18 protein-coding genes are annotated in these 22,405 nt (G+C 65.6%); 4 read left to right on the forward strand and 14 right to left on the reverse strand.

Annotated features, from left to right (window positions below; translation table 11 throughout):
- From ACNFIA_RS07635 to ccoN (ACNFIA_RS07685), 11 genes are all read right to left on the reverse strand, one after another.
- Entirely contained in the window at positions 1-2,478 is a 2,478-nt protein-coding gene (locus tag ACNFIA_RS07635; protein ID WP_416783790.1) for a heavy metal translocating P-type ATPase, read from the reverse strand.
- Positions 2,475-3,020 carry a FixH family protein gene (locus tag ACNFIA_RS07640; RefSeq protein WP_259755868.1) on the reverse strand — a complete coding sequence of 182 codons (546 nt, stop codon included), beginning with the start codon at positions 3,018-3,020 and terminating at the stop codon, positions 2,475-2,477. The genes ACNFIA_RS07635 and ACNFIA_RS07640 overlap by 4 nt, the downstream gene beginning before the upstream one ends.
- A 129-nt stretch (positions 3,021-3,149) precedes the next feature.
- Complete coding sequence (gene ccoG, locus ACNFIA_RS07645; protein WP_259755867.1) at positions 3,150-4,565, reverse strand: cytochrome c oxidase accessory protein CcoG; 1,416 nt, start codon at positions 4,563-4,565, stop codon at positions 3,150-3,152.
- Between the two features lie 211 nt (positions 4,566-4,776).
- A complete protein-coding gene (gene ccoP / locus ACNFIA_RS07650) occupies positions 4,777-5,742 on the reverse strand; it encodes a cytochrome-c oxidase, cbb3-type subunit III (protein WP_416783791.1) in 966 nt (321 codons plus the stop codon).
- Positions 5,739-5,930, reverse strand: coding sequence for a cbb3-type cytochrome oxidase subunit 3 (locus ACNFIA_RS07655; RefSeq protein WP_024763940.1), 192 nt, complete (start codon positions 5,928-5,930; stop codon positions 5,739-5,741). The genes ccoP (ACNFIA_RS07650) and ACNFIA_RS07655 overlap by 4 nt, the downstream gene beginning before the upstream one ends.
- Before the next feature lie 5 nt (positions 5,931-5,935).
- Entirely contained in the window at positions 5,936-6,544 is a 609-nt protein-coding gene (gene ccoO / locus ACNFIA_RS07660; RefSeq protein ID WP_243804958.1) for a cytochrome-c oxidase, cbb3-type subunit II, read from the reverse strand.
- Positions 6,544-7,986 carry a cytochrome-c oxidase, cbb3-type subunit I gene (gene ccoN / locus ACNFIA_RS07665; RefSeq protein ID WP_259755864.1) on the reverse strand — a complete coding sequence of 481 codons (1,443 nt, stop codon included), beginning with the start codon at positions 7,984-7,986 and terminating at the stop codon, positions 6,544-6,546. The genes ccoO (ACNFIA_RS07660) and ccoN (ACNFIA_RS07665) overlap by 1 nt, the downstream gene beginning before the upstream one ends.
- Positions 7,987-8,324: 338 nt before the next feature.
- Positions 8,325-9,248 carry a cytochrome-c oxidase, cbb3-type subunit III gene (ccoP, locus tag ACNFIA_RS07670; RefSeq protein WP_416783792.1) on the reverse strand — a complete coding sequence of 308 codons (924 nt, stop codon included), beginning with the start codon at positions 9,246-9,248 and terminating at the stop codon, positions 8,325-8,327.
- Entirely contained in the window at positions 9,245-9,436 is a 192-nt protein-coding gene (locus ACNFIA_RS07675; protein ID WP_259755862.1) for a cbb3-type cytochrome oxidase subunit 3, read from the reverse strand. Before ACNFIA_RS07675 ends, ccoP (ACNFIA_RS07670) begins: the two co-directional genes overlap by 4 nt.
- A 4-nt stretch (positions 9,437-9,440) precedes the next feature.
- Positions 9,441-10,049 (reverse strand): cytochrome-c oxidase, cbb3-type subunit II, encoded by a 609-nt coding sequence (gene ccoO / locus ACNFIA_RS07680; protein ID WP_259755860.1) that lies wholly within the window; start codon positions 10,047-10,049, stop codon positions 9,441-9,443.
- A gap of 10 nt (positions 10,050-10,059) precedes the next feature.
- Positions 10,060-11,484: a cytochrome-c oxidase, cbb3-type subunit I gene (gene ccoN, locus ACNFIA_RS07685; protein WP_259755859.1), complete on the reverse strand. Its 1,425-nt coding sequence runs from the start codon at positions 11,482-11,484 to the stop codon at positions 10,060-10,062.
- 119 nt (positions 11,485-11,603) lie between these two features.
- Between ccoN (ACNFIA_RS07685) and ACNFIA_RS07690 the strand changes: the two genes are divergently transcribed.
- Together ACNFIA_RS07690 and cprA are read left to right on the forward strand one after the other, a co-directional pair.
- Positions 11,604-12,302 (forward strand): alpha/beta family hydrolase, encoded by a 699-nt coding sequence (locus ACNFIA_RS07690; protein ID WP_416783794.1) that lies wholly within the window; start codon positions 11,604-11,606, stop codon positions 12,300-12,302.
- Between the two features lie 89 nt (positions 12,303-12,391).
- On the forward strand, positions 12,392-13,564 hold the full coding sequence (gene cprA / locus ACNFIA_RS07695) for a cationic peptide resistance protein CprA (protein WP_416783795.1): 1,173 nt from the start codon (positions 12,392-12,394) through the stop codon (positions 13,562-13,564).
- Positions 13,565-13,730: 166 nt separating this feature from the next.
- On the opposite strand, the gene ACNFIA_RS07700 is transcribed toward cprA, so the two are convergent.
- Complete coding sequence (locus ACNFIA_RS07700; protein ID WP_416783797.1) at positions 13,731-15,296, reverse strand: methyl-accepting chemotaxis protein; 1,566 nt, start codon at positions 15,294-15,296, stop codon at positions 13,731-13,733.
- A 195-nt stretch (positions 15,297-15,491) separates the two neighbouring features.
- Positions 15,492-18,224 carry an aconitate hydratase AcnA gene (gene acnA / locus ACNFIA_RS07705; protein WP_416783799.1) on the reverse strand — a complete coding sequence of 911 codons (2,733 nt, stop codon included), beginning with the start codon at positions 18,222-18,224 and terminating at the stop codon, positions 15,492-15,494.
- 345 nt (positions 18,225-18,569) lie between these two features.
- Here acnA and rlmM point away from each other — a divergent pair, with 345 nt between their 5' ends.
- A complete protein-coding gene (rlmM, locus tag ACNFIA_RS07710; RefSeq protein ID WP_416783801.1) occupies positions 18,570-19,637 on the forward strand; it encodes a 23S rRNA (cytidine(2498)-2'-O)-methyltransferase RlmM in 1,068 nt (355 codons plus the stop codon).
- A 100-nt stretch (positions 19,638-19,737) separates the two neighbouring features.
- On the forward strand, positions 19,738-20,616 hold the full coding sequence (locus ACNFIA_RS07715; protein ID WP_416783803.1) for a MaoC family dehydratase: 879 nt from the start codon (positions 19,738-19,740) through the stop codon (positions 20,614-20,616).
- A 117-nt stretch (positions 20,617-20,733) separates the two neighbouring features.
- Here the strand turns inward: ACNFIA_RS07715 and ACNFIA_RS07720 are convergent, their stop codons facing one another.
- Complete coding sequence (locus ACNFIA_RS07720; protein WP_416783804.1) at positions 20,734-22,290, reverse strand: alpha/beta hydrolase; 1,557 nt, start codon at positions 22,288-22,290, stop codon at positions 20,734-20,736.
- Positions 22,291-22,405: the final 115 nt, after the last annotated feature.

Below are 22,405 nucleotides of genomic sequence, written 5' to 3' on the forward strand. Positions count from 1 at the left end.
TCAACTCCGTGGCAGCGCCTGCGCCGCGTGGGGCGCGGCCGGCAGGGCGGTGGTCGCTGGCGGGGCGCCCACGCCCCTGGGCAGCCAGGTCAGGCGCAGGGCGTTGAGCACCACGGTCAGCGAGCTGATCGACATGCCCACCGCCGCCCAGACGGGCGTGATCCAGCCGAGGGCGGCGAAAGGCAACATGAGGCCATTGTACAGCCCTGCCCAAAGCAGGTTCTCGATGATCACCCGGCGCGTGCGGCGGGCCAGGGTGAAGGCCTGCACCACGCTTTCCAGGCGGTTGGACAACAGCACCGCATCGGCGCTGGTCTTGGCCAGGTCGGTGGCCGAGCCCATGGCGACGCTGATGTCGGCGGCAGCCAGCACCGGTACGTCGTTCACGCCGTCGCCCAGCATCAGCACGCGGTGGCCTTGCTGGTGCAGCTGGCGCAGGACTTCCAGCTTGTCGTCGGGGCGCAGGCCGCCACGACAGTCGTCGATGCCCAGCTCGGCGGCGACGCGTCCGACCATGGGCGAGCTGTCGCCGGACAGCAACAGCGTGCGCCACCCACGGGCGCGGCAGGCGTCGAGGAGGTCGGCGGCGTCTTCGCGGATGCGGTCGTCCAGCACCAGCCAGGCCAGGGCGCCGCGCTCGTCGCCCAGCAGCAGCCACTGGCCGGGTTCCTGGGGGTGATCCGGCGCGGCGCTGCCGCTCAAGGCGCAGACGAAGGACGGTTCGCCGATGCGCAGCCGGCGCTCGCCGACCTGGCCTTCCAGGCCCAGGCCGGGGTGGCTTTCGACGTTCTCGGCGGCCTGCGGCGCACGGCCGAAGGCGCGGGCGATGGGGTGTTCGGAGCGGTTCTCCAGCGCGGCGGCCAGCGCCAGGCAGCTATCGCTGTCCAGGGCGCCCAGCGGCCGCACGGCGCGCAGGGTCAGGCGGCCTTCGGTGAGGGTGCCGGTCTTGTCGAAGATGACCGTGTCGATGTGGTTCAGGCCTTCCAGCACGTGGCCGCGCGTCACCAGCAGGCCGAGCTTGTGCAGGCTGCCGGTGGCGGCGGTCAGGGCGGTTGGGGTGGCCAGCGACAGCGCGCAGGGGCAGGTCGCCACCAGCATCGCCAGGACGACCCAGAAAGCGCGGGAGGCGTCGTATTGCCACCAGAACAGGCCGACCACGGCGGCGAGTACCAGCAGGGCAACGAGGAACCATTGCGCCGCCTTGTCGGCGAGCTCGGCGAGGCGGGGTTTGTCCGACTGCGCGCGTTCCAGCAGGCGGACGATGGCGGACAGCCGGCTGTCGCCGCCCAGTGCCTTGACCTGCACGGTCAGCGGGCCCTCGACGTTGAGGGTGCCGCCGGTGACGCTGTCGCCGCTCTGGCGCGGCTGCGGCAGGTATTCGCCGGTCAACAGGGATTCGTCGACGCTGGACTGGCCGTCGAGGATCAGGCCGTCGGCGGGAATCACCGCGCCGGGCTGCACCAGCACGCGGTCGCCAACGCTCAGTTCGCTGAGCAGCACACGGCTGCTCTGGCCGCTGTCGTCCAGCCGCAGGCAGGAGGCTGGCAGCAGGTTGACCAGTTGTGCGGTGGCCGCAGCGGTGCGTTCGCGGGCGCGGCGTTCGAGGTAGCGGCCGGCGAGGAGGAACAGGGCGAACATGCCGACGGCGTCGAAGTACAGGTCGCCATGGCCGGTGACGGCCGTCCAGATGCCGGCCAGGTAGGCGCCGCCGATGGCCAGGGACACCGACACGTCCATGGTCAGGTGGCGCGTGCGCAGGTCGCGCACGGCGCCACGGAAGAACGGCTGGCAGGAATAGAAGACGATGGGCGTGGTGAGGAACATCGCCACCCAGCGCAGGATCTCGTGCAGCTCGGGGCTCAGGTCGATATTGAATTCCGGCCAGGTGGCCATGGTCGCCATCATTGCCTGGAACCACAGCAGGCCTGCAACGCCCAGCTGGCGCAGGGATTTGCGGTTTTCCTGGTGCAGTTGCTCGGCGGCGCGGTCGGGCTGGAACGGGTGGGCGGCGTAGCCGATCCTGCGCAGTTCCGCGAGCAGTTCGCTCAGGGGCAGTTCGCTGTCGGACCAGCGCACGTGAAGGCGGTGGTTGGACAGGTTGAGGCCGGCTTCGGCGATGGCGGGAAGGCCCTTGAGGTGTTTCTCGATCAGCCAGCCGCAGGCGGCGCAGCTGATGCCTTCCATGATCAGGGTGGTCTCGGCCAGGTCGCCCTGGTGCTGGACGAAGGGTTGCTGCACGTCGGGCCGGTCGAACAGCTTCAGCTCGTCAGCCAGTTGCTCGGGCAGGGCATCCGGATTGGGCGCGGCTTCGGTGCGGTGGCGGTAATAGCCTTCCAGGCCGCCGGCGACGATGGCCTCGGCCACGGCCTGGCAGCCCGGGCAGCAGAATTCGCGGGCTTCACCCAGAACCTGTGCGGTGAATCGGCTGCCGGGAGGAACCGGCAGCGCGCAGTGGTAACAGAGCAGCGGGGCGCTCATGGGCGCTCGGCTTCGTCTCCGTTAAGGGGCTCGTCGCCGAGGACGAAGGCGCCGCCGGGGGCGACTTTCTCTTCCTCGAACAGACGCCAGGTCTTGCCGTTCTCCTCGCCGAGCAGTTCGACGAAGCGGCGGCCTTTCACGGCGGCATCCAGGCTGGCGGTATAGCGGCCGGGCTCGGCGGGGCTGGCGCGCATTTCCAGGTGCTTGTCCTGGGACTCCAGGGTAGGGGAGAGCAGGTTCAGGGTCAGCGTGGCCGGGCGGCTGTCGCCGGTCAGGCGCAGGTCCACCTCGCCGGTCAGTTCGTCGAAACTGATCTTCGCCTGCATCTTCAGCTGCTGGGCCAGGTGCTCGCGGTCCAGAGAGCGGTTGATGCCCTTGCCGGCTTCGTAATAGTTGTCGCTGACCAGGGAGTCCTGGTTGTTCACGGCGATGTTGACCATCGTCAGGCTCAGGGCAACCGAGGTGGCCAGCATGGCGATGATGATCCACGGCCAGAGGTGCTTGTACCAGGGTTGCACGGGCGTTTTCAGGGCCGATTGCATTGTCGTTACTCTCGCTGGCAGCGCCGCGCCGGGCGGGCTGCCCGGTGAAGGGGCGGGCAAATTCTACGTGCTTCGCTCGGCACTGGCACCCCATGCGCAACATGGGGTGCCAATTCGTTCAGCAGCGGTTCAACGAACGCGCGGGCCGATGAAGCGGCTGGTGGATTCCTTGCTGATCGACGGGTCGTCCACCGACTGGAGGGTGAAGCTGATTTCGTTGGTGGTGGAGGGCAGTTTCTCCGGATCGATGGACAGTTCCACCGGCATGCTGACGATGTCGCCGGCGGCGACGGAGATTTCCTTCTTGCCTTCCAGGATCAGGCCGTCCATCCCCTTGGCGCCGAGCACGTAGGTGTGGTCCTTCTGATCCTTGTTCATGATCTTCAGGCTGTACACGTTCTCGATGCGTCCCTCGGCGTTTTCGCGATAGAGCACGCGGTCCTTGCTGACGTCGAAGCCCACCAGCGGGCGGATGACCACGGCGGTGATCAGCAGGCCGATCATGATGCACAGCGCGATGGCGTAGCCGATCAGGCGCGGGCGCACGAGGTGAGTCTTCTGCCCGGACAGGTTGTGTTCGGTGGTGTAGCTGATCAGGCCGCGCGGGTAGTTCATCTTGTCCATGATGCTGTCGCACGCGTCGATGCAGGCTGCGCAGCCGATGCACTCGATCTGCAGGCCGTCGCGGATGTCGATGCCGGTCGGGCAGACCTGTACGCACATGGTGCAGTCGATGCAGTCGCCCAGGCCCTGGGCCTTGTAGTCCAGCGACTTCTTGCGCGGGCCGCGCTTCTCGCCGCGGCGCGGGTCGTAGGAAACGATCAGGGTGTCCTTGTCGAACATCACGCTCTGGAAGCGTGCGTAGGGGCACATGTAGATGCACACCTGCTCGCGCAGCCAGCCGGCGTTGCCGTAGGTGGCGAGGGTGAAGAAGCCGACCCAGAAGTAGGCCCAGCCGTCAGCCTGGCCGGTGACGAGGTCGCTGAGCAGGTCGCGGATGGGCGCGAAGTAGCCGACGAAGGTCAGGCCGGTGACCAGGCCGATCAACAACCACAGGCTGTGCTTGGCGATCTTGCGCAGGAGCTTGTTGCCGCTCATGGGCGCCTTGTCGAGCTTCATGCGCTGGTTGCGGTCACCTTCGGTGACTTTCTCGCACCACATGAAGATCCACGTCCAGACGCTTTGCGGGCAGGTGTAGCCGCACCAGACACGGCCGGCGAATACCGTGATGAAGAACAGACCGAAGGCGCAGACGATCAGCAGGCCCGAGAGGAGGATGAAATCCTGCGGCCAGAAGGTGGCGCCAAAGATGTAGAACTTGCGCTCGGGCAGGTCCCAGAGGACCGCCTGGCGACCGTTCCAGGTCAGCCAGACGGTGCCGAAGTAGAGGAGGAAGAGGAGGGCGCCTCCGACCATTCGGAGGTTTCTGAAGAAACCGGTGAAGGCTCGGGTGTAGATTTTTTCCCGGGAGGCATAAAGGTCGACGCTTTCACCCTTGCCCTTGGTGGGCGGAGTGACGTCCTGGACCGGAATCTGTTTGCTCATCAGTGCATTCCACGGCAGCGGGAGGGCGCCCTGTCGATACATGCCGAGAGGGTCAGAAATATGCTTGCACGCCTAACAATGATACGGCGTGGCCAGTGTTGCAACGGTGCGACAGTTGGTCGCGCAAGGAATTATGGACCCAGAAATAGAGCGGCGCCGGTGTAGAAACCGGCGCCGCTGGGTGTTGCTGTTGGTGTAGGAGCGTGAAGGATTATTCCGCGCTCTTCTCACCTTCGCCGTGGGACAGGCTGTATACGTAGGCAGCGAGCAGGTGCACCTGGTCTTTGCCCAGACGTTCCAGCTGAGCCGGCATCTGGCCCTGACGGCCGTAGCGGATGGTCTGCTGCAGCTGAGCGAAGCTCGAGCCGTAGATGAACGCGGCCGGGTGGGTCAGGTTCGGCGCGCCCATGGCGGCGGTCCCTTTGCCTTCGGGGCCATGGCAAGCCACGCAGTTGGTGGAGAAGATCTTCTGGCCATTGGCGACCTGTTCGTCAGTCACACCTTCGGGCAGCTTGCGGCCGTCCAGCTTGGTGGTGACGAAGGCAGCCACGTCGTGAACGCCCTGGTCGCCGATGACTTCGCCCCAGGCCGGCATGGCCGCGTGGCGGCCGCCTTCGATGGTGGCGATGATGTCTTTCGGCTCGCCGCCCCAGCGCCAGTCTTCGTCGGTCAGGTTGGGGAAGCCGTGGGCACCCTTGGCGTCGGAGCCGTGGCAGACGGAGCAGTTGGACGCGAACAGGCGGTTACCCATTTTCAGGGCCTGCTCGTCCTTGGCCACGTCTTCGATCGGCATGGCGCCGAACTTGGCGTACAGCGGGCCGTATTTCTCATCGGCCTTGGCCATTTCCTTTTCCCACTGGTGCACACCGGTCCAGCCTTTTTCGCCGTTGGCGAATTCGGCCTTGTCCTGGTAGCCCGGCAGCAGGCCCTTCCAGTTGCCCAGGCCCGGGTACAGGGCGAGGTAGGCGAGGGCGAAGATGAAGGTGGCCACGAACAGCATGAACCACCACTTGGGCAGCGGGTTGTCGTACTCCTCGATGCCATCGAAGGCATGGCCGACGGTTTCATCGGTGGCTTCGTTGCGCTGACCGCGACGGGTGGCGAACAGCAGCCACGCCAGGGCGAAGATGGTGCCCAGGGTAAGTACGGTGACGTACAGACTCCAGAAGGTTGTCATTCTTTGTTGCTCCTAGAAGCTTGCTCTTGCTCGACGTGCTTTTTGGCGACCGGGTCATCCGCGAAGGGCAGCAGGGCGTCTTCGTCGAAGCGCTCCTTGCGTTTGCCGCCATAGGCCCAGAGCAGGACGCCAACGAAGGCGACCATCACTACTACCGTGCCGATACCACGAATGGTCCCGATATCCATCACTGTCACCGTTTGCTCTTGATGATGGTGCCGAGGCCTTGCAGGTAGGCGACGACAGCGTCCATCTCGGTCTTGCCTTTGACGGCGTCACGGGCACCGGCGATGTCGTCGTCGGTGTAGGGCACGCCCAGCGTACGCAGGGCTTCCATTTTCTTCGCCGTGTCCTTGCCGTCGAGCTTGTTCTCCACCAGCCAGGGGTAGGAGGGCATCTTCGATTCCGGCACTACGTTGCGCGGGTTGTACAGGTGCGCGCGGTGCCAGTCGTCGGAGTAGCGGCCGCCAACGCGGGCCAGGTCCGGGCCGGTACGCTTGGAGCCCCACAGGAACGGGTGGTCCCAGACGCTTTCGCCGGCGACGGAGTAGTGGCCGTAGCGCTCGGTCTCGGCGCGGAACGGACGGACCATCTGCGAGTGGCAGCCTACGCAGCCTTCGCGGATGTAAATGTCACGGCCTTCCAGTTCCAGCGCGGTGCGCGGCTTCATGCCTTCGACCGGCTTGTTGGTGACGTCCTGGAAGAACAGCGGAACGATCTGGGTCAGACCGCCGATGCTCACCGCAATGACCATGAAGAAGGCCAGAAGGCCGATGTTCTTCTCGACTACTTCGTGCTTCATCAGTGAGCTCCTACAGCGGGGATCTGGGCAGCGGCATCGGCGTCAGCCTGTTTGAAACCGCGCACAGTACGGAAGGTGTTGTAGGCCATCAGCAGCATGCCGGAGGCGAAGAAGGCGCCGCCCAGTGCACGGACGATGAAGCCCGGGTGGCTGGCCTGCAGGGCTTCCACGAAGGAGTAGGTGAGGGTGCCGTCGGCGTTGATCGCCCGCCACATCAGGCCCTGGGTGATGCCGTTGACCCACATGGAGGCGATGTACAGCACGGTACCGATGGTCGCCAGCCAGAAGTGCGCGTTGATCAGGCCAACACTGTGCATCTGCTCGCGGCCGAAGACCTTCGGAATCAGGTGGTACAGGGAGCCGATGGAGATCATCGCTACCCAGCCCAGAGCGCCGGCGTGTACGTGGCCGATGGTCCAGTCAGTGTAGTGCGACAGGGAGTTGACGGTCTTGATGGCCATCATCGGGCCTTCGAAGGTGGACATGCCGTAGAAGGCGAGGGACACCACCAGGAAGCGCAGGATCGGGTCGGTACGCAGCTTATGCCAGGCGCCCGACAGGGTCATCATGCCGTTGATCATGCCGCCCCAGCTCGGAGCCAGCAGGATCAGGGACATCACCATGCCCAGGGACTGGGCCCAGTCCGGCAGGGCGGTGTAGTGCAGGTGGTGCGGACCGGCCCAGATGTACAGGGTGATCAGCGCCCAGAAGTGCACGATGGACAGGCGGTAGGAGTAGATCGGACGCTCGGCCTGCTTGGGTACGAAGTAGTACATCATCCCCAGGAAGCCGGTGGTCAGGAAGAAGCCTACGGCGTTGTGGCCATACCACCACTGGATCATCGCGTCGGTCGCGCCGGCGTAGATCGAGTAGGACTTGAAGGCGGTAACCGGGATTTCCATGCTGTTGACGATGTGCAGCATGGCGGTGACCAGGATGAACGCGCCGTAGAACCAGTTGCCCACGTAGATGTGCTTGGTCTTGCGCTTCATCACGGTGCCGAAGAACACCAGGGCGTAGGTTACCCAGACGACGGCCAGCAGGATGTCGATCGGCCATTCCAGCTCGGCGTACTCCTTGGAGGAGGTGTAGCCCAGCGGCAGGGTAATGCCGGCCAGCACGATCACCGCTTGCCAACCCCAGAAGGTGAAGGCCGCGAGGCTGTCAGAAACCAGACGGGTCTGACAGGTGCGCTGTACGACGTAGTAGGAAGTTGCGAAGAGAGCACAGCCGCCGAAGGCGAAAATCACCAGGTTGGTGTGCAGCGGACGGAGGCGGCCGAAACTGGTCCAGGGCAGGTCCAGGTTCAACTGGGGCCAAACCAACTGTGAGGCGATGTAAACACCGAGCCCCATTCCAAGTATCCCCCAGACCACCGTCATGATGGCGAACTGGCGGACGACCTTATAGTTATAAGCAGTCGGACTGATTGCTGTGCTCATTCTAAGGTTCCACGGTTTTTGGATTTTATGGACAAAAAAACGGCGGCAAGTATGTAGAAAGCAACTAGCCATTGCAACGCGCCGAGACTTGGCGTATGGCCTGTTTGCCGCCTGCTCCGAAGCGCTTTGCGCCGCTGTTTGCCGCCTTTTTCGGGTCGCACGGACCAACCTGGGAAGTGGGTCAGGTTAGTCGTATGGCCGGTTTGCGAATGGAATCCAGCTTAGACGTGATCTGAAAGGGTGTGAAGAAAGGAGCTAGAGAGGGTGCGACACTTCGTCGCGATATTGCGGAGAGAAGAAACTCGCGCCCCGAGGGGGCGCGAGTTGGGGGAGGGAAGTTACTTCGCCTGGCCGGAAATGTTGTAGATGTAGGCGGCGAGGATGTGCACTTTGTCTTTGCCCAGGTACTGCTCCTGCGCCGGCATCTGGCCCTGGCGGCCGTGACGGATGGTCTGTTGCAGTTGCGCGTAGCTGGAACCGTAGATGAAGGCGGCCGGGTGGGTCAGATCAGGTGCGCCCATCAGCGGGTTGCCCTTGCCTTCCGGACCATGGCAGGCAACGCAGGTGGTGGCGAAGACTTTGCTGCCGTTGTCGACGTTTTCGGCGGTCACACCTTCGGGCAGTTGGCGGCCATCCAGTTTGGTAGTGACGAAAGCGGCCACATCCTGCACGCCCTTGTCGCCCAGCACTTCGCCCCAGGCCGGCATGGCGGCGTGGCGGCCACCGAGGATGGTGGTCTCGATGTCCTTGGCGGTACCGCCCCAGCGCCAGTCTTCGTCGGTCAGGTTCGGGAAGCCCTGGGCGCCCTTGGCGTCGGAACCGTGGCAGATGGAGCAGTAGGTCGCGAAAAGACGCTCGCCCATTTTCATGGCTTGCGGGTCTTTCGCCACTTCTTCCACGGACATGGCAGCATACTTCGCGAAGATCGGGCCGTATTTTTCCTGGGCCAGCGCTTCTTCGCGCTCCCACTGCTTGGCCTGGGTCCAGCCGCCGTCATAGCCCGGCAGGACGCCTTTCCAGTTGCCCAGGCCAGGGTAGAGGGCCAGATAGCCGGCAGCGAAGATGATGGTGCCGACGAACAGCATGAACCACCACTTGGGCAGCGGGTTGTCATACTCTTCGATGCCGTCGAAGGCGTGACCCATGGTCTGGTCAGTGGTGTTCGAGGATTGCCCGCTGCGGGTGGCGAATACCAGCCACAGCAGGGCGATCAGCGAGCCGACTGTTAGAACGGTGATGTACAGACTCCAGAAGGTAGTCATGCGTTGTTGCTCCTAGAAGCTTGCTCTTTCTCAGCGTGCCGCTTGGCCACCGGGTCATCCGCGAAGGGCAGCAGCGCATCGTCGTCGAAGCGCTCCTTGCGTTTGCCGCCGTAAGCCCAGAGCAGTACGCCGACGAAGGCCACCATCACGATGACGGTGCCGATACCGCGAATGGTCCCGATATCCATGCTGTCACCGCTTGTTCTTGATGGAGGTGCCGAGGACCTGCAGGTACGCGACCACCGCGTCCATTTCGGTCTTCCCCTTGACGGCGTCGCTGGCGCCAGCGATGTCGTCGTCCGTGTAGGGCACGCCCATGACACGCATCACTTCCAGTTTCTTCGCCGTGTCCTTGCCATCGAGCTTGTTCTCGACCAGCCAGGGGTAGGCGGGCATCTTTGACTCCGGCACCACGTTGCGCGGGTTGTAGAGGTGCGCGCGGTGCCAGTCGTCCGAGTAGCGGCCACCGACGCGGGCCAGGTCCGGGCCGGTACGCTTGGAGCCCCACAGGAACGGGTGGTCCCAGACGCTTTCGCCGGCGACGGAGTAGTGGCCGTAGCGCTCGGTTTCGGCGCGGAACGGACGGATCATTTGCGAGTGGCAGCCGACGCAACCCTCGCGGATGTACACGTCACGGCCTTCCAGTTGCAGGGCGGTGTAGGGCTTCATGCCTTCCACCGGGGTGTTGGTGACGTCCTGGAAGAACAGCGGAACGATCTGGGTCAGGCCGCCGATGCTCACGGCGACCGCCATGCACAGGGCCAGCAGGCCGACGTTTTTCTCGAGTATTTCGTGTTTCATGTCGGTCTCCTCAGGCCATCTGCGCCGCGGCGTGCATTTCCGCCGGCTTCGCGTCCGCTACGGTGCGCCATACGTTGTAAGCCATGACCAGCATGCCGAGCAGGAAGATGGCGCCACCGATCATCCGCACGATGAAGCCGGGGTGGCCGGCGGCCAGGGCTTCGACGAAGGAGTAGGTGAGGGTGCCATCGGCGTTCACTGCGCGCCACATCAGGCCCTGGGTGATGCCGTTGACCCACATGGAGGCGATGTACAGAACGGTACCGATGGTGGCCAGCCAGAAGTGGGTGTTGATCAGACCCACGCTGTGCATCTGCTCGCGGCCGAAGACCTTCGGAATCAGGTGGTACAGGGAGCCGATGGACACCATGGCGACCCAGCCCAGAGCGCCGGCGTGTACGTGGCCGATGGTCCAGTCGGTGTAGTGGGAGAGGGCGTTGACGGTCTTGATGGCCATCATCGGGCCTTCGAAGGTGGACATGCCGTAGAAGGCCAGGGACACCACCAGGAAGCGCAGGATCGGATCGGTGCGCAGCTTATGCCAGGCGCCGGAGAGGGTCATCATGCCATTGATCATGCCGCCCCAGCTCGGAGCCAGCAGGATCAGGGACATCACCATGCCCAGAGACTGAGCCCAGTCCGGCAGGGCGGTGTAGTGCAGGTGGTGCGGACCGGCCCAGATGTAGACGGCGATCAGCGCCCAGAAGTGCACGATGGACAGGCGGTAGGAGTAGACCGGACGCTCAGCCTGCTTGGGTACGAAGTAGTACATCATCCCCAGGAAGCCGGCGGTCAGGAAGAAGCCCACGGCGTTGTGGCCGTACCACCACTGGATCATGGCGTCGGTGGCGCCCGAGTACAGCGAGTAGGACTTGGTCAGGCTGACCGGGATTTCCATGTTGTTGACCACGTGCAGGATCGCCACGGTCAGGATGAAGGCGCCGAAGAACCAGTTGCCCACATAAATGTGCTTGGTCTTGCGCTTCAGCAGCGTGCCGAAGAAGACGATGGCGTAGGAAACCCAGACGATGGTGATCAGGATGTCGATCGGCCACTCCAGCTCGGCGTACTCCTTGGAGGAGGTCATGCCCAGCGGCAGGGTGATGGCGGCGCACAGGATCACCAGCTGCCAACCCCAGAAGGTAAAGGAAGCGAGCGCGTCGGAGAACAGGCGGGTCTGGCAGGTACGTTGCACCGAGTAATAGCTGGTGGCGAACAGTGCGCAGCCGCCGAAGGCGAAGATCACCGCATTGGTATGCAGCGGGCGCAGGCGCCCGAAGCTCGTCCACGGTAGGCCGAGGTTGAGTTCTGGCCACACCAGTTGCGCGGCGATCAGGACACCGACGGCCATGCCGACGATCCCCCACACCACTGTCATAATGGCGAACTGGCGGACCACCTTATAGTTATAAGCGGTCTGATTGGTTGTGCTCATTTATGGGCTTCCATCCACGGTTTGGGCAATGCCCTTCCCGGCAGGTTTTTTACGGCTTACGGCGTATGCCGCCCCTCCCCCTTGGGATAGGTACTAATTCGGAATTAGCGGAGTGAAGGATGGATAAAGGTACTTCCCGGAATATTGATTCGGATCAATTGGCGCCTGAGACCCCTGTCGCGGGCGCGTGCGGCCCTTTGTCGCTGCTGAGGAACCCGGCACGGCGCGAACTGTCACCGACGCTGGTTCTGGCGCATGGCGCCGGTGCGCCGATGGACAGCCCGTTCATGGACGGCATCGCCGCGCGGCTGGCCGAACGAGGTGTCTCGGTGGTGCGCTTCGAGTTCCCCTACATGGCAATGCGCCGGGAGGACGGGAAGCGCCGTCCGCCCAATCCGCAGAAGCAATTGCTGGAGTGCTGGCGGCAGGTCTACGCGCAGGTGCGTGCCGAGGTACAGGGCACACTGGCCATCGGCGGCAAGTCCATGGGCGGGCGGATGGCCAGCCTGCTGGCCGATGAGCTGGGCGCCGATGCGCTGGTCTGCCTGGGCTACCCGTTCTATGCCGCCGGCAAACCGGAGAAACCACGGGTGGCCCACCTCGCCGAGCTGAAGACACCGACGCTGATCGTCCAGGGCGAGCGGGATGCGCTGGGAGACCGGCCGACGGTCGACGGCTACACGTTGTCACCGGCCATCCAGTTGCAGTGGCTGGCGGCGGCCGACCACGACCTCAAGCCGCTCAAGGCGTCCGGGCTGACCCATGAGCAGCACCTCGACAGCACCGCGGCAAGAATCGAAGCCTTTCTATTGCGCTAATCGGCCCTTAAGGCAGGGGTTCCTATCCTCGCCGGCGTCGGCTCCCCACAGCCGACGCCCCGTTTCCAGACGATAGGCCCTGAGCTGCCATGAACACCGATTACGCTGAACGCACTGCCATCCATTCCCCCCGATTCTCCTCCGGCGCCGCGCACAGCCTGCTGTTGACTGGCGCCACCGGCTTCCTGGGCGGCGCCGTCGCCGCCCACCTGATGGCCGGCGGTCACACGGCGGCGCTGCTGTTCCTGGTGCGGGCCGTGTCACCCGCCGAGGGGCTGGAGCGGCTATGCGACAACTTGCGCCTGCACAGCGTGCCCGAGTCCGCGCTGGAATCCCTGGAGGAAAGCCAGATTCTGTGCGGCGACTTGCTGGACACCGCGTGGATGCAGGGTGAGCGCGCACGCCTGATGCGCGTGGAACAGGTGATCAACTGCGCGGCAGTGGCCTCCTTCTCGAAGAACCCGAACATCTGGCCGGTGAACGTCGAGGGCACCTTCGCCTTCGCCCGGTTGCTCAGCCAGTCGCGAAACCTCAAGCGTTTCCTTCACGTCGGCACCGCCATGTGCTGCGGGCCGCAACGCGAGTCGCCGGTGCGCGAGTCCTGGGATTTCCCCGATAGCGAAGAGCAATTGGTCGACTACACCGCTTCCAAGGCCGAGATCGAACGGCGCATGCGCGAAGAGCTGCCGTCATTGCCGCTGGTGGTGGCGCGGCCGTCCATCGTGGTCGGGCATCGCGAGCTGGGTTGCCGCGCTTCCGGCAGCATCTTCTGGGTGTTCCGCATGGGCTTTGCCCTGGAGAGCTTCACCTGCGGGCTGGACGAGCAGATCGACGTGATCCCGGTGGACTACTGCGCCGAAGCGCTGGTTGCCCTGGCGCTGAAGCCGACACTGAGCCACAGCCTCTACCACATCTCCGCCGGCCACGGTTCGTCCTGCACCTTCGGCGAGATCGACCGCGCCTATGCCGACGCCCGCGGCGAAGAGCCCGTCGGCGAGCGCTACCGCAAGGTCAGCAGCGAAGATCTGCGGGAGCTGGCTGGCAGCTTCGAGAGCCGCATCGGCAAGGCCAACCCGCGCCTGGTACTGCGGGCGCTGCGCCTGTACAGCGGCTTTGCCGACCTCAATTACCTGTTCGACAACCAGCGCCTGCTGGATGAAGGCATCGCCGCGCCGCCGCGCTTCACCGATTACGTGGATGTGTGCGTGCATTCCTCGCGGGACGTCAGCATCCCGGCTCAGATGCAGTGGGATTTCAAGTAACCCACTAGAACGCTGCCGGCCTGAACCTTGTAGGAGCGAGCTTGCTCGCGAACCTTACCCGGTCGAGACGAGGCGTAGGGCGAATAACGCTTCAGGCGTTATCCGCCATTGCGGCTGCCGGCCAGTTCGTTCGCGAGCAAGCTCGCTCCTACAGGTGGTCTCTGGATCAGCGGTTGAAACGCTCCACCAGCGAATACTGGCGATGCGCGGTCTGCGTCAGTTCTTCGCTGAGCAGGGCGGTGCGCTGGGCCTCGCCGGAGGTCTGATCGGCCAGGTTGGCGATGGTGCTGATGTTGCGGTTGATCTCCTCGGCCACCGCGCTCTGTTCCTCCGCAGCGGCGGCGATCTGGGTGGTCATTTCGGTGATGTTGGCCACCGCATCGCTGATGCCCACCAGGGCGTTGTCCGCCTGCAGCACGCGCTCCACGCCCTCGTCGGCCTGGCGGCGGCCGGAATCCATGGCGCGTACCGCCTCGGTGGCGGTGTTCTGCAGGTTGGCGATGAGCTGGTGAATCTGCCCGGTGGACTCGGCGGTACGCTGGGCCAGCTGGCGCACTTCGTCGGCCACCACGGCGAAACCGCGGCCCATCTCGCCGGCGCGCGCCGCCTCGATGGCGGCATTGAGTGCCAGCAGGTTGGTCTGATCGGCGATGCCCTTGATCACATCCACCACGCCGCCGATCTGCTCGCTGTCACGGGCCAGTTGGCTGACTGCTTCGCCGGTTTCGCCCACGGAGCTGGACAGGCGCTGCATGGCTTCGCGGGTTTCCGCGGCGATCTGCCGACCTTCGGTGGTCAGGTCGTTGGCCTGGCGGGTAGCGTCGGCGGTGCGTTGTACGTTGTCGGCCACTTCCTGCGTGGTGGCGGCCATCTGGTTGACCGCGGTAGCCACCTGCTCGGTCTCCTGGCGCTGACGGTCCAGGCCGGCGGAGCTGTGATGGGCCAGGGAGTCGGCTTCGCGAGCCTGCTCGGTGAGGGTTTCGGCGGTGTCCTGCAGACGAGTCAGACAGGTTTTCAGTCGTGCTTCCTGGCTGAGAATGGACATTTCCAGGCGTGCCTGGGCGCCGCGGCTGTCGGTGTACATTTGCGCGATCAGCGGGTCGGAGGTGGTCTGCTCGGCCAGGCGCAGCAGGCGCTTGAGACCGCGCTGCTGCCAGCCCAATCCGGCCAGGCCCAGCGGGATCGACAGCAGGGCCGCGAGCAGGAAGCCCCAGTGCGAATTGAGCCAGGCGCCGATGAGAAAACCGATCTGGCCGATCAGGATGAACGGCAGCCAGTCCAGCAACACCGGCAACCAGCGGTCACGGGCCGGAACGGCCGACTTGCCGGCGTTGATCCGCGCGTACAGCGCCTCGGCGCGGCGGATCTGTTCGGCGCTGGGTTTCACCCGCACCGACTCGTAGCCGACGATCTCGTTGCGTTCATAGATGGGCGTGACGTAGGCGCTGACCCAGTAGTGATCGCCGCTCTTGCAGCGGTTCTTGACGATACCCATCCACGGTCGACCCTTCTTCAGCGTCGCCCACATGTGCGCGAAGACCGCCGGCGGCACGTCGGGATGGCGCACCAGGTTGTGCGGCGAGCCCACCAGTTCCTCGTGGGAGAAGCCGCTGATGGCGCTGAAGGCATCGTTGACGTAGCTGATCACGCCTCGTGCGTCGGTGGTGGAGATCAGCCGCTGTTCGGCGGGGAAGGTGCGTTCACGCTGGGTGATCGGCTGGTTGTTGCGCATCAGGCTGGAATCCTGGAGAAAGGCGAATTGGAACGTCTGTCCAGCGTATCGGCCGCCAGATCGAAAATTTGATAGCGATCACAGAAAAATGACAGAAGAGTGACGCCGGTAGGCTGACGATAGCCTATCGCCATGAGTCACCGGAAGCCTTTCGAAAGTCGAAGAGGGCGGCCCGTTGCGGGCCGCCGGAGCGCTCTAGATCAGGCTGCGCAGCACGTAGTGAAGGATGCCGCCGGCCTTGAAGTACTCGACTTCGTTCTGGGTATCGATGCGGCACAGCACCGCGAAGCTGTCCTGGCTGCCGTCCTCGCGTTGCACCGCGACCGTGAGGGGCATGTGCGGCTTCAGCTCGCCCGACAGGCCGCTGATACTCAGCACTTCCTTGCCGCTCAGCTTCAGGGCCTTGCGGTCCTGGCCCTCCTTGAACTGCAACGGCAACACGCCCATGCCCACCAGGTTGGAACGGTGGATCCGCTCGAAGCTCTCGGCGATCACCGCTTTCACGCCCAGCAGGTTAGTGCCCTTGGCCGCCCAGTCGCGGGACGAGCCGGTGCCGTACTCCTTGCCGGCGACGATCACCAGGGGCGTGCCGTCCTGCTGGTAGCGCATGGCGGCATCGTAGATCGCCAGCTTTTCCCCGGTGGGTACATAGAGGGTATTGCCGCCTTCCTCGCCGCCCAGCATCTCGTTCTTGATGCGGATGTTGGCGAAGGTGCCGCGCATCATCACCTCATGATTCCCACGGCGCGAGCCGTAGGAGTTGAAGTCGGCGTAGGCCACGCCATGCTCGCTGAGGTAGCGCCCGGCGGGGCTGTCCTTCTTGATGTTGCCGGCGGGGGAGATGTGGTCGGTGGTCACCGAGTCGCCCAGTAGGGCGAGGATCTTCGCGCCACGGATGTCTGCCACCTGCGGCGGTGCCTCGGCGATGTGTTCGAAGAACGGCGGATGCTGGATGTAGGTGGAATCGTCCTGCCAGGTGTAGGTCTTGGCGTCCGGCACCTGGATCGCACGCCACTTCTCATCGCCCTGGAAGACTTCGGCGTATTCCTTGTGGAACATTTTCGTGTCGACTTTCTGAACGGCGTCGGCGATTTCCTGCTGGGTCGGCCAGATGTCCTTCAGATACACCGGCTGACCATCCCTGCCGGTGCCCAGCGGTTCTTTGGTCAGGTCGATGCGCACGGTGCCGGCGAGGGCATAGGCGACCACCAGGGGCGGCGACGCCAGCCAGTTGGTTTTCACCAGCGGGTGCACACGCCCTTCGAAGTTGCGGTTGCCCGAGAGCACCGAGGCGACGGTCAGGTCGGCCTGCTGGATGGCCTTCTCGATGGGCTCCAGCAGCGGGCCGGAGTTGCCGATGCAGGTGGTGCAGCCATAGCCGACCAGATCGAAGCCCAGTTCGTCCAGGTAACGGGTCAGGCCGGCGGCGTGGAAGTAGTCGGTGACCACCTTGGAGCCGGGGGCCAGGGAACTCTTCACCCAGGGCTTGCGCTGCAGGCCTTTTTCCAGCGCCTTCTTCGCCAGCAGGCCGGCGGCCATCATCACGCTGGGGTTGGAGGTGTTGGTGCAGGAGGTGATGGCGGCGATCACCACGGCGCCGTTCTTCAGCCGGTGGGTCTGGCCTTCGTAGTGGTAGTCGGCTTCCCCGGTGGACTCCGCCGAGCCGACGGCAGCGCCACCGCCGCCCTCGCTGAGCAGGCGGCCTTCCTCGGTGGCGGCGGGCTTGATCTGCAGGCCGAGGAAGTCATCGAAGGCCTGGCTGACGTGGCCGAGGGCAACGCGGTCCTGCGGGCGTTTGGGGCCGGCGAGGCTGGCTTCGACGTCGCCCATGTCCAGTTGCAGGGAGTCGGTGAATACCGGCTCGTGGCCTTTCTCGCGCCACAGGCCCTGCGCCTTGCTGTAGGCCTCCACCAGTTGCACGGTGGCTTCCGGCCGGCCGGACAGGCGCAGGTAACCCAGGGTGATCTCGTCCACCGGGAAGAAGCCGCACGTGGCGCCGTATTCGGGCGCCATGTTGGCGATGGTGGCGCGGTCCGCCAGCGGCAGGTCGGCGAGGCCGTCCCCGTAGAATTCGACGAACTTTCCTACAACGCCTTTCTTGCGCAGCATCTGGGTAACGGTCAGCACCAGGTCGGTGGCGGTGATGCCTTCCTTCAGCTTGCCGGTGAGCTTGAAGCCGATGACCTCGGGAATCAGCATCGACACCGGCTGGCCGAGCATGGCCGCTTCCGCCTCGATACCGCCCACGCCCCAGCCGAGCACGCCCAGGCCGTTGATCATGGTGGTGTGCGAGTCGGTGCCGACCAGTGTGTCGGGGAAGGCGTAGGTGCGGCCGTCCTCGTCCTTGGTCCACACGGTGCGCCCCAGGTATTCCAGGTTGACCTGGTGGCAGATGCCGGTGCCCGGCGGCACCACGCGGAAGTTGTCGAAGGCGTTCTGCCCCCAGCGCAGGAAGGCGTAGCGTTCGCCGTTGCGCTCCATCTCGATCTCGACGTTCTGGGCGAAGGCGGACTGGCTGGCGAACTTGTCCACCATCACCGAGTGGTCGATGACAAGGTCGACAGGGGACAGCGGATTGATCTTCTGCGGGTCGCCGCCGGCCTTGGCCATGGCGTCGCGCATGGCGGCGAGGTCGACTACCGCGGGCACGCCGGTGAAGTCCTGCATCAGCACGCGGGCGGGGCGGTACTGGATCTCGCGCTCGGAGCTGCGGGTCTTCAGCCAGCCGGCCAGGGCCTTGAGGTCGTCGCCGGTAACGGTGTTGCCGTCTTCCCAGCGCAACAGGTTTTCCAGCAGGACTTTCAGGGACATGGGCAGCTTGCCGAGGTCTCCCAGGCTCTTCGCCGCGTCGGGCAGGCTGTAGTAGTGATAGGTCTTGCCGGCGACCTCGAGGGTGCGCAGGCTGTTCAGGCTATCCACTGCGGGCATGACATTCTCCTCAGGCTTGGATTCTGCTCGTGTTCGGCGGCGCGGCCGGGGCCGCGGCGCACTGGCGATACGGGGCGAGGGAGGGCGCGAACGTCCTGATCCATCGCCGCTGAACCACGGTCGGCGGCCCTTCTTGCCAGGCGGGGCAATCGGCGGGCAGTCGTCTGGCGGGCTGGGCCAGACCACTCAAGCTAGACCGCCCGAACGGGTATTGCCATCTGTTCTGGACCCTTGGCTCCGGCGTAGGGTTCAGAACAAGTGACTTCTGTCGTGGGAGATTTCCGGCGAATCTGCATGAAACCTTCGCGGGCACCCTCTATAGTGCGCGGCCAAGGAGACACCCCGATGAATACCCTCTTACTGCACTGCCGTCCGGGCTTCGAGAGCGAGGTCTGCGCCGAGCTGTCCGAACACGCCGCGCGCCTGGACATCCCCGGCTACGCCCGGGCCAAGCCGGCGACTGCCTACGCCGAGTTCATCTGCACCGAGGACGACGGCGCCGAGCGCCTGATGCGCCAGCTGCGCTTCGCCGAGCTGATCTTCCCGCGCCAGTGGGCGCGTGGGAACGGCTTCACCGCGCTGCCGGAAACGGACCGCATCGGTGCGATCCTCGAGGCCCTGGCCGGTTTTCCGGCGTGCGGCAGCCTCTGGCTGGAGGTGTTCGACACCAACGATGGCAAGGAGCTGTCGACCTTCTGCCGCAAGTTCGAGAAGCCGCTGCGCGCCGCGCTGGTAAAAGCCGGCAAGCTGGTGGAAGACCCGAGCCTGCCGCGCCTGTTGCTGACCTTCCGCTCCGGTCGCGAGGCCTTCATCGGCCTGGCCGAGTCGCGCAATTGCGCCATGTGGCCGATGGGCATTCCGCGCCTGAAGTTCCCCCGCGAGGCGCCCAGCCGCTCGACGCTGAAGCTGGAGGAGGCCTGGCACCACTTCATCCCCCGCGCCGACTGGGACCGCCGCCTGGCGCCGGACATGCTCGCCGTGGATCTGGGCGCATCGCCCGGTGGCTGGACCTGGCAGCTGGTGAATCGGGAGATGCGCGTGGTCGCCGTGGACAACGGGCCGATGGCGGAGAACCTGATGTATTCCGGGCTGGTCGAGCACCAGCGTGTCGACGGCTACGCCTTCCGCCCGCGCCAGCGCATGGACTGGATGGTCTGCGACATCGTCGAGAAGCCCGCGCGCACCGGCGCGATGATCGAAACTTGGATCGGCGAAGGCCTGTGCCGCGAGGCCATCGTCAACCTGAAGTTGCCGATGAAGCAGCGCTACGCCGAGGTGCGGCGCATCCTCGATCGCCTGGGAGAGGCCTTCCGCGAGCGCGGGCTGAAGGTGCAGATCGGCTGCAAGCAGCTTTACCACGACCGCGAGGAAGTGACCTGCCACCTGCGCCGCATCGAGAAGGGCGAGCGCTAGCGACCCCCACGCGCCTGGCAGCGCCACCCGACCTTTGGTGGCTTGTCGCGTCGCCCGGCATTGCCCATGCTAGGCGGCGCGAATTCACCCGGAGCCGTTCGTGAAGCGAAAGTTGCCCTCGCTGCTGGGCAGTTACAGCCGCATGTTGCTGCCGCGCCGTGGCCTCGGCCAGGGCGAGCGCGTGCCCTACCTGGCGATGGACAGCCGCACCCTGACCTTCGACCTGCGCCACCTGCGCGCGTACCGCCAGCACTTCGGCCTCGACCCGGCGCTGGGCGTACCGCTGCTTTACCCGCAGGTGATCAGCCTGCCGCTGCACCTGCGCCTGCTCAGCCGCTCGCGCATGCCGCTATCGGTGGTGGGGCTGATCCACCTGCGCAGCCACATCCAGCGCTACCGCCTGCTCGACGAACACGAGCCGCTGCAGTTCGATTGCCGCATCCTCACCAGCCGCCGCAATGAGCTGGGCCTGGAGGTGGACGTGGTCACCGAGGCCTGGCATCACGACATGCTCTACTGGCAGTCCATCACCACCTACCTGCGCCGGGGCGACTTCCTCGATGCCGGCAGCGAGCCTGACCCGCTGCCGGAGCGCGCCCAGTGGCACACCCTGGAAGCGCCGGTGCATGCCGGCGTGCAGTGGCGCGTGCCGAAGATCGTCGGCTGGCGCTACGCCGGCCTGAGTGGCGACTTCAACCCGCTGCACCTGTCGCGGCTGATGGCCTCGCACTATGGCTTCGGCAAGCCCTTCGCCCACGGCATGTGGGGCCTGGCGCGCAGCCTGACCGGCCGCCGCCTGGCCGAGAACGTGCGCCTGGACGCGCACTTCAAGGCCCCCTTGCCGCTGGGCAGCCAGGTGAAGCAGAGCTACCGGCGCCTGGGCAAGAAGGAACAGTGGGCGCTGCTGCCCGCCGACGGCGATGGCCAGCCCATGCTGCTGGCGCAGTTGGACGAGGCGCCGGACGGGCCGTTGCGCTAGTCGTTTCTCTGGGACGAGCGGCTGCGGCTTTGTTCGCGAGCAAGCTCGCTCCTACGAAAAGCGCACCGGCGCTCACCTGTAGGAGCGAGCGTGCTCGCGAACCGCACGGCAGAGGAGTCAGCGGCGTGCGGCGACGCGAGGTTGCAGCGGCACGAGGCTGGGCAGTTGCACCTCCCCCTGCAATTCCACCGAGGAAAAGCGCCAGGAGCTGTTGAACAGGTACTGGCCGCTGAAGCCGCTCACCAGCAATCCAATCTCATCCCCCGGCGCGAGGCTGGCGCTGACGGCGTTTAGCCGCGTGCTGCCCCGGTTTGCCAGCGGTTTCACCTGTTCGTCCAGGCGCCGGGTGCGGCCGTCGGCGCTGCGAATCGCCAGGGCGGCGAACAGCTGCGTATCCGGGCGTTCGACCAGCGGTTGGTCGAGGCGCACCTGAGCGCTGCCGAGCAACGCGCTCGGTTCGCTGACGCGCTGCAAGGGAACGAATCGCGAAGGCTGCAGCAGGCCGCTGACCGCCGGGCGGAGGGCGGTGGCCGGCAGCGCCACGGTGGGCCCGGGCGGCGGCAGGTCGTCCAGCGCCACGCCCTGGTCCAGGTCGAGGCTGATGCACAGGTCCGGCACGCCGTCGGCGGCGCCGGGGCGCTTGCGCAGCTTTTCCTCGTACCAGGCGACGATGCCGGTGTAGAGGTTGATTGCCCGCGAGCCGCAGTGGATCACCGGCTCGTTGTTGAACGGAGGCAGGCCGCTCCAGGCCTGCAAGGGCGGCGGCAGGATGTGCCCGCCCTGCATACCCAGCAGGCGCACATCGGCCGGCCCCTGTTTGAGGCACTGGCGGATCTGCAGGCCCTGGTCCAGCGGGAACAGCGTGTCGCGCAGGCCCTGGATCAGCAGGGCGTCGGCATGGGGCAGGCGGCCGGCCGCGCAGTAGCTGGCGAGGCTGTTGGCGTGCAGTTCGGCCTGCACCGGCGCGGCCATGCGTCCGCCGGTGGTGTGCAGGTAGTCGGCCTGGACGAACTTGCCCAGGTCGTAGCCGGTGGCCAGGCCCAGGCTGACCAGCACGCCGCCCCAGCCGATCTTCAGCTGGCCGTCCGGCGCCAGGGCGTCGGCCAGGTCGTACCAGGTGGCGATGGGAACGATGGTGTCGATGCGCGGGTCCTCCGCCGAGGCCAGCAGTTGCACGGCGCCGCCGTAGCTTTCGCCGAGCATGCCCACGCGTGGGTCGTTCGGGCCGTCCAGGGTCAGCCGGGCCAGGTGTGTCGCGGCCCAGTCGATCACCGCGCTGGCGTCCTGCACCTCGAACTGCGGGTTCATCATCTCGATGCGCCCGTCGCTGCCGCCCCAGCCGCGCTGGTCATAGCTGACCACCCAGAAGCCGGCCTTCCAGGCGCGCAGCGCGGCGCGGCCGGACATCATGTTCTTGCCGTAGTAGCCGTCCGGCCCGGTGACCCGCCAGCCGCCCCAGCCGTGGGTGTGGACGATCAGCGGGGCGCTCTCGCCGGCTTTCAGCGCCGGTTGGAACACGGTGGCGGAGAGCTTCGTGCCGTCCCGGGCGGTGATCACCGCCTCGAACCAGGTGGCTGGCAGGTCCTGGCCGGCGCTGGCATTGAAGTCGGGAACCTGGTCGCGGGCGGCGCAGCCGGCGAGCAGCGCAAGGCACAGGCAGAGGAGGGCGCGCATCGGCATTCCATGCAGGAGAGGGCGGATGCGCCAGCATGCCCGGCGTCCGCCGCGCCCACCCCCAACCAAGGTTCGGTGACCCGGACGGACGCGGGGTGACCGCACGGTGCCCTTT

This window comes from Pseudomonas sp. NY15437 (genome assembly GCF_048068435.1).
GTDB classification, from domain to species: domain Bacteria; phylum Pseudomonadota; class Gammaproteobacteria; order Pseudomonadales; family Pseudomonadaceae; genus Pseudomonas; species Pseudomonas nitroreducens_B.